Origin of the sequence: Teichococcus vastitatis (genome assembly GCF_003604215.1) — a bacterium.
In the GTDB taxonomy this organism is placed as follows: Bacteria; Pseudomonadota; Alphaproteobacteria; order Acetobacterales; family Acetobacteraceae; genus Pseudoroseomonas; species Pseudoroseomonas vastitatis.
Genome location: NZ_QXGS01000001.1, coordinates 596,763 through 606,794 on the forward strand (window position 1 = coordinate 596,763; position 10,032 = coordinate 606,794).

Annotated in this window: 11 protein-coding genes and 2 riboswitches; of the genes, 4 read left to right on the forward strand and 7 right to left on the reverse strand. The window is 69.7% G+C overall.

The genetic code is table 11. The annotated features are described in order from the left end of the window. Positions 1 to 9: 9 nt before the first annotated feature. From gcvH to D2K64_RS02845, 3 genes are all read right to left on the reverse strand, one after another. Positions 10 to 387 carry a glycine cleavage system protein GcvH gene (gene gcvH, locus D2K64_RS02835; RefSeq protein ID WP_120006417.1) on the reverse strand — a complete coding sequence of 126 codons (378 nt, stop codon included), beginning with the start codon at positions 385 to 387 and terminating at the stop codon, positions 10 to 12. Between the two features lie 12 nt (positions 388 to 399). Further along, positions 400 to 1,497, reverse strand: a complete 1,098-nt coding sequence (gcvT, locus tag D2K64_RS02840) for a glycine cleavage system aminomethyltransferase GcvT (RefSeq protein WP_120006419.1) — start codon at positions 1,495 to 1,497, stop codon at positions 400 to 402. Positions 1,498 to 1,547: 50 nt separating this feature from the next. Further along, a riboswitch (glycine riboswitch) is annotated at positions 1,548 to 1,643 on the reverse strand. 3 nt (positions 1,644 to 1,646) lie between these two features. Then, positions 1,647 to 1,737: riboswitch (glycine riboswitch) on the reverse strand. A gap of 57 nt (positions 1,738 to 1,794) precedes the next feature. Further along, positions 1,795 to 2,334, reverse strand: coding sequence for a hypothetical protein (locus D2K64_RS02845; RefSeq protein WP_120006421.1), 540 nt, complete (start codon positions 2,332 to 2,334; stop codon positions 1,795 to 1,797). 159 nt (positions 2,335 to 2,493) lie between these two features. Here D2K64_RS02845 and ispH point away from each other — a divergent pair, with 159 nt between their 5' ends. From ispH to D2K64_RS02865, 4 genes are all read left to right on the forward strand, one after another. Continuing rightward, the gene (gene ispH / locus D2K64_RS02850) at positions 2,494 to 3,471 is read left to right on the forward strand and encodes a 4-hydroxy-3-methylbut-2-enyl diphosphate reductase (RefSeq protein ID WP_120006805.1); all 978 of its coding nucleotides are present in this window, start codon (positions 2,494 to 2,496) and stop codon (positions 3,469 to 3,471) included. Positions 3,472 to 3,499: 28 nt separating this feature from the next. Beyond that, positions 3,500 to 4,474 (forward strand): homoserine kinase, encoded by a 975-nt coding sequence (locus tag D2K64_RS02855; protein WP_120006423.1) that lies wholly within the window; start codon positions 3,500 to 3,502, stop codon positions 4,472 to 4,474. After that, the gene (gene rnhA / locus D2K64_RS02860; RefSeq protein WP_120006425.1) at positions 4,464 to 4,940 is read left to right on the forward strand and encodes a ribonuclease HI; all 477 of its coding nucleotides are present in this window, start codon (positions 4,464 to 4,466) and stop codon (positions 4,938 to 4,940) included. Before D2K64_RS02855 ends, rnhA begins: the two co-directional genes overlap by 11 nt. Before the next feature lie 423 nt (positions 4,941 to 5,363). Further along, positions 5,364 to 6,380, forward strand: a complete 1,017-nt coding sequence (locus tag D2K64_RS02865; protein ID WP_157985692.1) for an SDR family oxidoreductase — start codon at positions 5,364 to 5,366, stop codon at positions 6,378 to 6,380. A 37-nt stretch (positions 6,381 to 6,417) separates the two neighbouring features. Here the strand turns inward: D2K64_RS02865 and D2K64_RS02870 are convergent, their stop codons facing one another. The 4 genes from D2K64_RS02870 to bcsD all read right to left on the reverse strand — a co-directional run bounded on the left by D2K64_RS02870 (position 6,418) and on the right by bcsD (position 10,013). Continuing rightward, a complete protein-coding gene (locus D2K64_RS02870) occupies positions 6,418 to 7,827 on the reverse strand; it encodes an NAD(P)(+) transhydrogenase (Re/Si-specific) subunit beta (protein ID WP_120006429.1) in 1,410 nt (469 codons plus the stop codon). 4 nt (positions 7,828 to 7,831) lie between these two features. Beyond that, on the reverse strand, positions 7,832 to 8,236 hold the full coding sequence (locus D2K64_RS02875; protein ID WP_120006431.1) for an NAD(P) transhydrogenase subunit alpha: 405 nt from the start codon (positions 8,234 to 8,236) through the stop codon (positions 7,832 to 7,834). Positions 8,237 to 8,251: 15 nt separating this feature from the next. Further along, complete coding sequence (locus tag D2K64_RS02880; protein ID WP_120006433.1) at positions 8,252 to 9,415, reverse strand: Re/Si-specific NAD(P)(+) transhydrogenase subunit alpha; 1,164 nt, start codon at positions 9,413 to 9,415, stop codon at positions 8,252 to 8,254. Between the two features lie 133 nt (positions 9,416 to 9,548). After that, entirely contained in the window at positions 9,549 to 10,013 is a 465-nt protein-coding gene (gene bcsD / locus D2K64_RS02885; protein WP_157985693.1) for a cellulose biosynthesis protein BcsD, read from the reverse strand. Positions 10,014 to 10,032 lie beyond the last annotated feature (19 nt).

The following is a 10,032-nucleotide window of genomic DNA, read 5'->3' on the forward strand; positions in this document are numbered from 1 at the left end:
AGGCGCCCGTCACGACTGGCTGTCCACAAAGGTCTGGTAGGCCTCGGCGTCCATCAGCCCGTCCAGCTCGGAAGCGTCGGCGAGTTCGATCTTGAAGAACCAGCCCTCGGACTGCGCGGCGCCGTTCACCAGGGACGGGTCGTCGGCCAGCGCGGCGTTGCTTTCGGTGATCGTGCCGGCCACCGGGGCGTACACGTCGGACGCGGCCTTGACGCTTTCCACCACCGCGACCGATTCGCCCGCCGCCACTTCGCGGCCGGCTTCCGGCAGGTCAACGAACACCACGTCGCCCAATGCGGTTTGCGCATGATCGGTGATGCCGACCGTGGCGACATTGCCCTCCAGCCGCACCCATTCATGATCCTTGGAGAATTTCAGCTCGGCCATTGTTTGCGGTCCTTATCGGGCGTAGCGGTGGGGAATGAAGGGGGTGGCGGCGACGCGGGCGGGGATCGCCTTGCCACGCACCATCAGCTCGAGCGCCGAGCCGTCGGCGGCATGCTCGCGCGCCACGTAGCCCATGGCGCAGGGTCCGTTCAGCGACGGGCCAAAGGTGCCGCTGGTCACCTCCCCCACCGATTCGCCGCCCGCCGCGATAACGGTGTGGGCGCGGGCCGGCTGACGACCTTCCGGCAGGAGGCCGACGCGGAGGCGCTTCGGGCCATTGTCCAGCTCTTCCCGAACACGCTCGGCGCCGGGGAAGTTCCATTCGGTGCGGCGGCGCTTGCCGATCGTCCAGGTGAGGTTGGCCTCGACCGGGCTGGTGGTCTCGTCGATGTCGTTGCCGTAGAGGCACAGCCCGGCCTCCAGCCGCAGCGAGTCCCGGGCGCCGAGGCCCGCCGCGCTCGCGCTGGGCAGCGCCAGCAGGGCGCGGGCGAGGCGTTCCGCCTGTTCGCCGGCGACGCCGATCTCGACGCCGTCCTCGCCGGTATAGCCGCTGCGGCTGATCAGCACGGGAATGCCCTGCACCTCGGTGGCCAGGACGCCCATGAAGGGCAGCGCGGCCACGGCCGGCGCCAGCGTCGCCAGCGACGGCACGGCGGCCGGGCCCTGGAAGGCCAGCAGGGCACGGTCCGGCAGGCGGTGCAGGGACACGCCGGCCGGCAGCACCGCCTCGATGGCGGCGCAGTCCACATCCTTGCGGCTGGCGTTCAGCACCAGGAACAGCCGGTCCCCCAGATTGGCAACCATGAAATCATCCAGGATGCCGCCCGAGGGGGTGGTCAGCAGGCCGTATTTCTGCCGCCCCGGCTTCAGGATCCGCACATCGGCCGGGGTCAGCTGTTCCAGCGCCGCGGCCGCGCCCTCGCCGCGCAGTTCGGCCTGCCCCATGTGGGACACATCGAACAGGGCGGCGCCGCGGCGGGTGGCCAGGTGCTCGGCCAGGATGCCGGCGGGATATTGCACCGGCATGCTGTACCCGGCGAAGGGCACCATCTTGCCCCCCAGTTCGCGGTGCAGCGGCGCCAGCGGCGTTTCGAGCAGTGTATCGGCCACAGAACCTCCAGCGCCGCGCTTGCGCGTGGCGGGGCAAGGGTTGTGGCCCCCCTCTGTCCCGAAAACCTGAGAGATTCAGCGCGGGCGTTGCGCGCCTTACTCCGTCGGTGCCGGTGCCTGTTGCCAGGCGCCGGGCTTTCCAGAGGTCCCTTTCCCACGCGGTTCGTCTGCCTGAGCGTTTCCGGGGGCCGGTTGCGCCTTCGGCGATGGCATGGCGCCATTCTCTCCCGCGCGGGATCTAGCGGGTGCCGCTTCTGTGCCCCAGTGCCGGTCCAGGCGCAAGCGCTATCGTGGAGTTCAGCGGGGGCCGCGGCGGCGGTTCAGCGCCAGCTCCTCCGGGCTCAGCACGAAGCCCAGCAGGATGTTCTTTCCGGCCGCAGCCTGCGGCGTGCCAGGGATGCGGATGCTGAGTTCCTCGTCCTGGCTCTGTGCGCGCGAAACATTGGCGGGAAACGCCACCTGGAGGTTATAGGCCTCGCGCGACAGGATGTGTTGCTGCCCGTCCAGCACCGCCACCATATAAGGAATGCTGGCCCCGCGGCCGCTGGCGGCCGGGCCGCGCTCCGCGGTGAAGCGCGGCGTCAGCGTAACGTCGAGGCCGGCGCGCTCCGGCGCGTAGTCGCATTTGGCCTCGAAGCCGATTAGGGAGGCGTTCAGCTCCATGGCCGTGAGATCCTGCCCGCCGCCCTGGCGGAACCGCGTCAGCTCGGCCGCGTCGGACAGGATGCCGATGTTCGGGCAGGGCGCCTGCGCGTTGCGCAACGGGTCGGCCGGCGCGCCGGAGCCGCCGCAGCCGGACAAGGCCAGCAGCGCCGCCAGGGCCGCGCCGCCCGTCATTTTCGCTCCCCGGAGGTTCCGCGCCTTGACCATGCTGCCTGTCTTCCCCTTAGTGCGCCGTCCTGTGTTCGGGCCGGAAGCCCTGGCCGGATGCCCGACGGGATCTCCGGGAGGACACCCCGCCGCCGCGCCTGCAACCCTTGCGACTTGGACGACGCCATGAACCACACCGCCCCTCTCGGCCACGCCGTCCCGAGCGTCAAGCCCGCCCTGCATGTGCTGATGGCCGGGCCGCGCGGCTTCTGCGCGGGCGTGGACCGCGCCATCAAGATCGTCGAGGAGGCGATCCGCAAGTTCGGCGCGCCGGTCTATGTGCGGCACGAGATCGTTCACAACAAATTCGTGGTGGACAGCCTGAAGGCCCAGGGCGCCGTGTTCGTCGAGGAGCTGGACGAGGTGCCGGAAGACGCGCCGGTGGTGTTTTCCGCCCATGGCGTTCCCAAGGCGGTGCCTGCGGAAGCCAAGCGGCGCCAGATGATCTATCTGGACGCCACCTGTCCGCTGGTCAGCAAGGTGCACCGCGAGGCCGAGCACCAGTCGGCGGCCGGGCGCCACATCCTGCTGATCGGCCATGCCGGCCATCCCGAGGTGGTGGGCACGCTGGGCCAGCTTCCGCCCGGTTCCTTCACTCTGGTGGAAACCGAGGAGGATGCCGAGCGCATCACCGTTCCCGAGGGGCCGCTCTCCTACACCACGCAGACCACCCTTTCGGTGGAAGACACTGCCGGCATCGTCGCGGCGCTGCGCCGCCGCTTTCCCCAGCTGACCGAGCCGCACAAGGACAGCATCTGCTACGCCACCACCAACCGGCAGGGCGCGGTGCGCGCCATCGCCGAGCGGGCGGAGATGGTGGTGGTGGTGGGCGCGCCTAACTCCTCCAACTCGGTGCGGCTGCGCGAGGTGGCGGAGCGCGCCGGATGCCCGATCGCCCTGATGGTGCAGCGCGGCGCCGAGCTGGACCCGTCGCTGGCCGACGGCATGGCCATGATCGGCATCACCGCCGGAGCCAGCGCCCCGGAGCTGCTGGTGCAGGAAGTGCTGGACCGGCTGCGCGAACGCTTCACCCTGACCCTTGAGGAAGTCGTGGTGGCGGAAGAAAACATCACCTTCAAACTGCCCGCGCTCCTGAACCGCTGAGGCAGCAACTTCCAACCACGGGACGCGGATGGCCGTCTATACCGAGGTCACGGACGAGGCGCTGCGCCTGTTCCTGGCCGAATACGATCTGGGCGAATTGCTGGCCTTCCGGGGCATTGCCGAAGGGGTGGAGAACAGCAACTTCGCCCTGAAGACCAGCAATGGCGACTTCATCCTGACGCTGTACGAGAAGCGCGTGGACCCGGCGGAGTTGCCCTGGTTCCTCGGGCTGATGCGACACCTGGGCGCGCAGGGATTGTCCTGCCCGCTGCCGGTGGCCGGGCGCGACGGCGTGGCGCTGCGCGAACTGGCCGGGCGACCGGCGGCGATCTGCACCTTTCTGCCTGGCGTCTGGCCGCGCCGCGTGCGGCAGGAGCATTGCGCGCCGCTCGGCGCCGCGCTGGCCACGCTGCACGCCGCCGGCGAGGGCTTCCGGGCCGAGAGGCCCAACACCCTGGGCCCCCGCGCCTGGACCCCGCTGCTGGAGCGCTGCCGCGGCGGTGGCGACGCCCTGCAACCGGGCCTGATCGCCGAGCTGGACGGACACCTGAGCGGCATCCTGCGCGACTGGCCTTGCGGCCTGCCGCGCGGCCACATCCATGCCGACCTGTTCCCGGACAACGTGTTTTTCCTGGGAACCGGGCGCGGCTCCCCCGTGGTGTCGGGGCTGATCGACTTCTATTTCGCCTGCACCGATTTTCTGGCCTACGACCTGGCGATCTGCCTCAATGCCTGGTGCTTCGAGCCGGACCTGGCCTTCAACGTCACCAAGGCGCGGGCGATGATCAGCGCCTACAACGCGCTGCGCCCGTTGACGCCGGAAGAACTGGACGCGCTGCCGGTGCTGTGCCGCGGCAGCGCCATCCGCTTCCTGCTGACCCGGCTCTACGACTGGACGCACACGCCGCCCGGGGCGCTGGTGACCCGCAAGGACCCTCTGGAATACCTCAAGCGCCTGCGCTTCCACGCCCAGGCACGGGATGTCGCCGCCTATGGCCTCTGATGTATTCGACTCGGGATCGCCCGAGGCCGCCGGGCGGGTGGTGGAAATCTGGACCGATGGCGGCTGCAAGCCGAACCCGGGCCCCGGCGGCTGGGCCGCCATCCTGCGCTTCGGCGAGGCGGTGAAGGAGCTGTCCGGCTACGACCCCGCCACCACCAATAACCGCATGGAGCTGACCGCCGCCTGCATGGCGCTGGAGGCGCTGAAGCGCCCCTGCACCGTGACGCTGCACACCGACAGCGAATACGTCCGCAACGGCATCAGCCGCTGGATCCATGGCTGGGTGCGCAACAACTGGCGCAACGCGGCCAAGGACCCGGTGGCGAATTTCGAGCTGTGGCAGCGGCTGCTGGCGGCCGCCAAGCCGCACAAGGTGGAATGGCTCTGGGTGCGCGGCCATGCCGGCGACCCGATGAACGAGCGTGCCGACCAATTGGCGACGGCGGCGCGCCTGTCCGGAGAGTGAGCCATCCCGGCCATGTCCCTGGCCAGGACGATACACCGGCAGCTCCCAGGGTAACTCCCAGGGCAGCTTCCAGCGCAGGCTGACCCTGCAAGGTCGGGACGGCCCGGGCCTGATCTCCCGCGCCAGTCGTCACGACCTGCGTTTCCGGATGCCGCTCCACCGCGCAGGAACCCCGTTCAAGGCGAGAGGCGCGGCCGAGCCTGCGCGGGCAGATGGCATGCGAAGGCATTCCGCCGTGCCACGCGACTGCGCCGCATGGGCGGCGGAACGCCATGGCGCAATCGTGATCATGCCGTCCCCGAGGCGCCACCCGGGCCGCGCCGGCTTCCGGCCGGGCGTGGGCAACTTGCGGCGCCGCCACGGGCTTTTCCTGCCGAGGGCCGTGTTCGCGGCCCCTTGATTCCTGGCAAGGGAGGTTTCCGCTTGGCCGACACATCGTCCCGCCCCGTCATCGTGATCACCGGAGGCTCTTCCGGTATCGGCCTCTGCGCCGCCCTCCGCTTCGCCCGGGAGGGCTGGTCCGTCGGGTTGATCGCCCGCGGTGAACCTGCCCTGCAATCGGCGCTGGAGCAGGTGCGCGCCGCCGGCGCCCTCGGCTGCTACGCCGTGGCCGATGTCGCCAGCCCCGCCGCGCTGGAACAGGCCGCCGCCGAGATCGAGAGCAAGCTCGGCCCGATCCGCGCCTGGGTGAACGGCGCCGGCATCAGCGTTTATGCCAGCTTCATCGACATGACCGAGGAGGAATATGCCCGCGTCACCGCTGTCACCTATCTCGGTCAGGTGCACGGCACGCGCTCTGCGCTGAAGCGGATGCGGCAGCGCAACCAGGGCAACATCGTCAATGTCGGCTCCGCCGTGGCGATGCGCGCCATGCCGCTGCAATCGGCCTATTGCGCGGCAAAGTACGCTGTGGCCGGCTTCACCGAGGCGATCCGCTCGGAGCTGATCCACGAAAACAGCGCAGTGCAGATCGGCATCGTGCATCCGCCCTCCACCAACACGCCGTTCTTCAACCATGCATTGTCGAAGCTGAAGGAGGGCGTGCCGCGTCCGCCGCCGCCGGTCTACCAGCCGGAGATCGTGGCCGATGCCATCTACCTGGCGGTCACCACCGGCCGCCGGGAGGTGAAGGTGACTGGGGAGACTGTGGCCTTCGCCATCGCCAACACGCTGGCGCCGGGGCTGGTGGACTGGGCGGCCGGCAAGTTCGGCCCTGCCATGCAGGCCTCGCACAAGGAGGAGGTGCGGGCCGAGCGGGACGAAAGCCTGTTCGAGCCCTCCAGCCGCCCGTCCGGCACGCACGGGCCATTCGGCAGCGAGTCGCTGCGCTTCAGCCCGCAGATGGCGCTGAACAAGGTGCCGACGCTGGGCCTGATGATGGTGGGGCTGACGGCGGTGGGAATGCTGGCCTTCCTGGCCGGGCCGCCGCGCCGGCATTGAGTCAGCTGGCCGGGGGAACCCTCCCCCGGCCATGCCGTCAGTGCTGCAGCGCCTGCACCACCTGCTGCGTCACCTTCTTGGCGTCGCCGAACAGCATCATGGTGTTGTCGCGGAAGAACAATTCGTTCTCCACGCCGGCATAGCCCGAGGCCATGCCGCGCTTGATGAAGAACACCGTCTTGGCGCGCTCCACATCGAGGATCGGCATGCCGTAGATAGCCGATGATTTGTCGGTCTTGGCCGCCGGGTTCGTCACGTCATTGGCGCCGATCACGAAGGCCACGTCGGCCTCGGCGAATTCCGGGTTGATTTCCTCCAGCTCGTGCACCTCGTCATAGGGCACGTTGGCCTCGGCCAGCAGCACGTTCATGTGGCCGGGCATGCGGCCCGCCACCGGGTGGATAGCGTAGGACACTTCGGCGCCTTCCTTTTTCAGCAGGTCGGCCATCTCGCGCAGCACCTGCTGCGCCTGCGCCACCGCCATGCCGTATCCGGGCACGATGATGATCTTCTGCGCGTTCTTCATGATGTAGGCGGCGTCTTCCGGGGAACCGGACTTCACCGGCCGCGCCGGTCCGCCACCGCCGCCCGCGGGCGAGGCCACGCCGCTGTCGGAGCCGAAGCCGCCCAGCAGCACGTTGACGATGGAGCGGTTCATGCCCTTGCACATGATGTAGGACAGGATCGCGCCCGAGGCGCCGACCAGCGCGCCCGTGACGATCAGCAGCAGGTTGCCGAGGGTGAAGCCGATGCCCGCCGCCGCCCAGCCCGAGTAGCTGTTCAGCATCGAGACGACCACCGGCATGTCGGCGCCGCCGATCGGGATGATCAGCAGGAAGCCGAGCGCGAAGGCCAGCAGGGCGATCAGCCAGAACAGCACCGCGCTGCCGGTGGCGACAAAGGCGATCACCAGCACCAGCAACAGCACGCCGAGGCCCAGGTTGAGCCAGTGCTGCCCCTTGAAGGTGATCGGCGCGCCCGACATCAGCGCCTGCAGCTTGGCGAAGGCGATCACCGAGCCGGAGAAGGTGATGGCGCCGATGGCAAGGCCGAGCGACATTTCCACCAGCGAGCCGGCATGGATGTCGCCTGGATGGCCGATGCCGAAGGATTCCGGGTTGTAGAAGGCGGCCGCCGCCACGAGCACCGCCGCCATGCCAACCAGCGAATGGAAGGCGGCGACCAGTTGCGGCAGCGCCGTCATCTGGATGCGGTTGGCCAGATAGGCGCCGATGCCGCCACCGATGGCGAGGCCGGCGATGATCAGTCCGAAGCCGCCCACCCCCATGCCGGCGTGGAACAAGGTCGCCAGGATGGCGATGCCCATGCCGACCATGCCGTAGAGGTTGCCGCGCCGGCTGGTCTCGGGGTGGGACAGGCCGCGCAGCGCCAGAATGAACAGGACGGAGGCGACGATATAGGCGAGGGTGGAGAAGGTCTGGGCCACCGCGTCAGCCCCTCTTCTTGAACATGGCCAGCATCCGGCGCGTCACCAGGAAGCCGCCGAAGATGTTCACCGAGGCCAGCGTCACGGCGAGAAAGCCGAACACCTTGGCGGCGATGGAGTCGCCGAGGCCGGTGGCCAGGATGGCGCCCACCACGATCACCGAGGAAATGGCGTTGGTGACGCCCATCAGCGGCGAATGCAGTGCCGGCGTCACGTTCCACACCACATGGTAGCCGACGAAGCAGGCCAGCAGGAAAATGGTCAGCAACAGCAGGAACGGCTCGGCGTGGCCGGCGGCCTGCACCACGGCCGGCGCGGTGCTCTCGGCCATGATGCGCGCCTGGGCAGCCAGCGCGAGGGCGCGCTCCGCCGTGGCGCTCGCCTGGTTGGCGAGTTCGGTGGGGTTCATCGGGAAAGTTCCTCCTCAGGCAGCCGGCTGGGCGGCGAGCATCGGGTGGACCACCGCGCCGCCGCGCGTCAGGGTGACGCCGCGGACGATCTCATCCTCCTGTGGCAGCTTGGCCGCGCCGGCGTCCTTGTCCCAGAAGGTGGTCAGGAAGGTCAGCAGGTTGCGGGCATACAAGGCGCTGGCGGCGCCGGCGATGCGGCCGGGCCAGTTGCGGTAGCCCAGGATCTTCACGCCGTTCTCGGTGACGATTGCTTCGCCGGGCCGGGTCATGACGCAATTGCCGCCCGCATCGGCGGCGATGTCGACGATCACGCTGCCTGGCTTCATCGAGGCCACCATGGGCGCGGTGATCAGCGTCGGCGCGCGGCGGCCCTGCACCAGGGCGGTGGTCACCACCACGTCCTGCTTGGCGATATGCGCCGCCACCACCTCCGCCTGCTTGGCGTAGAACTCGGCCGAAAGCTGCTTGGCGTAGCCGCCGGTGGTCTGGGCGGCGCGGCTTTCCTCGTCCTCGTAGCCGACGAAGCTGGCGCCGAGCGACTTGATCTCCTCCTTGGCCGCCGGGCGCACATCGGTGGCGGAAACCCGCCCGCCCAGGCGCCGGCCCGTCGCGATGGCCTGCAGCCCGGCGACGCCGGCGCCCATGATGAACACGTTGGCGGCCGGAATGGTGCCCGCCGCCGTCATCAGCATGGGAAAGCCCTTGTCGAACGCCCCTGCCCCCTCGACCACGGCGCGGTAGCCGGCGAGGTTGGCCTGGGAGGACAGCACGTCCATGCTCTGCGCCCGGGTGATGCGCGGCAGCAGCTCCATGGAGCAGGCCTCGATCCCGGCCGCGGCATAGGCACCGGCGCGGGCGGGATCGGACACCGCGTCGAGCGTGCCGATCAGCAGGGCGCCGCGCGGGATCAAGGACAGCTCGTCCAGATCGCCTTCGCCCTGCGCCAGCGGCGCCCGCACCTTCAGCACGATGCCTGCGCCGGACAGCGCGCCGGCGGCATCGGCGGCGACCTCGGCGCCGGCCTCGCGGTAGGCAGCATCGGGATAGCCGGAGGCCAAGCCCGCACCCGCCTCCACCGCGACGCTGTTGCCGAGAGCGATCAGCTTCTTGGCCGTTTCCGGCGTGGCCGCCACTCGCGTTTCACCCGAGCGCCGCTCCCTCAGAACCGCAAGGCGCATTCGCCCCATCCTCCACGACTTGAATTGTTGGTCGCGGACGATGATGGCCCGCCGCGCTCACGGCAAGCAATTCCTGCCGGGGCGACGAAGCGCAGGGCGGCTCGCCAGGTGGCTCGACGGGGGGTGAAGCAGCCTAGGTGCCGAAGCGGAACACCACCCGGCCGGGCGCGGCATGCAGCAGGATGAGCCGGGCATCGGCCGTCTGGCCGCCCTGCTGCACCGCCAGCCAGGCGCCGTACAGCCCTTCCAGCACCAGCACGAGCCAGCGGCCTTCCCGGTCCTGGCCCGTCGGCAGGCTGGGCAGCAGCGAATGCACCAGGCGCAGGCCGCCATCCGCCGCGTCGAGCTGCAAGGCGACGTAGCCCCAGGCCATGCCGGCTAGGGCCTCGTTCATCGCCGCCTCCAGTTCCTCCAGCGTCGACGCGGTCCGCAGCGGCGCATCGGCCGCGATGCGGCCGCCCACCACCCGCAGCAGCGCTTCCCGCCCCGCCGGGTCCATGTTGGCTTCCAGCGTGCCGATCAGGGCCTGCAGAAAGCCGCGCCATTGCGGGCTGACATCCCGCCGGGCCAGATAGGCCAGGGCCGCCGGGTCGGTCATCGGACTCGCCTCCATGCGG

What these genes read in the sequence shown, in the direction of transcription:
- gcvH (WP_120006417.1), bottom strand. Translation starts at nt 387, where the DNA reads ATGGCCGAGCTGAAATTCTCCAAGGATCATGAATGGGTGCGGCTGGAG.
- D2K64_RS02845 (WP_120006421.1), bottom strand. Translation starts at nt 2,334, where the DNA reads ATGACGGGCGGCGCGGCCCTGGCGGCGCTGCTGGCCTTGTCCGGCTGC.
- ispH (WP_120006805.1), top strand. Translation starts at nt 2,494, where the DNA reads ATGAACCACACCGCCCCTCTCGGCCACGCCGTCCCGAGCGTCAAGCCC.
- D2K64_RS02855 (WP_120006423.1), top strand. Translation starts at nt 3,500, where the DNA reads ATGGCCGTCTATACCGAGGTCACGGACGAGGCGCTGCGCCTGTTCCTG.
- rnhA (WP_120006425.1), top strand. Translation starts at nt 4,464, where the DNA reads ATGGCCTCTGATGTATTCGACTCGGGATCGCCCGAGGCCGCCGGGCGG.
- D2K64_RS02875 (WP_120006431.1), bottom strand. Translation starts at nt 8,236, where the DNA reads ATGAACCCCACCGAACTCGCCAACCAGGCGAGCGCCACGGCGGAGCGC.
- D2K64_RS02880 (WP_120006433.1), bottom strand. Translation starts at nt 9,415, where the DNA reads ATGCGCCTTGCGGTTCTGAGGGAGCGGCGCTCGGGTGAAACGCGAGTG.
- bcsD (WP_157985693.1), bottom strand. Translation starts at nt 10,013, where the DNA reads ATGACCGACCCGGCGGCCCTGGCCTATCTGGCCCGGCGGGATGTCAGC.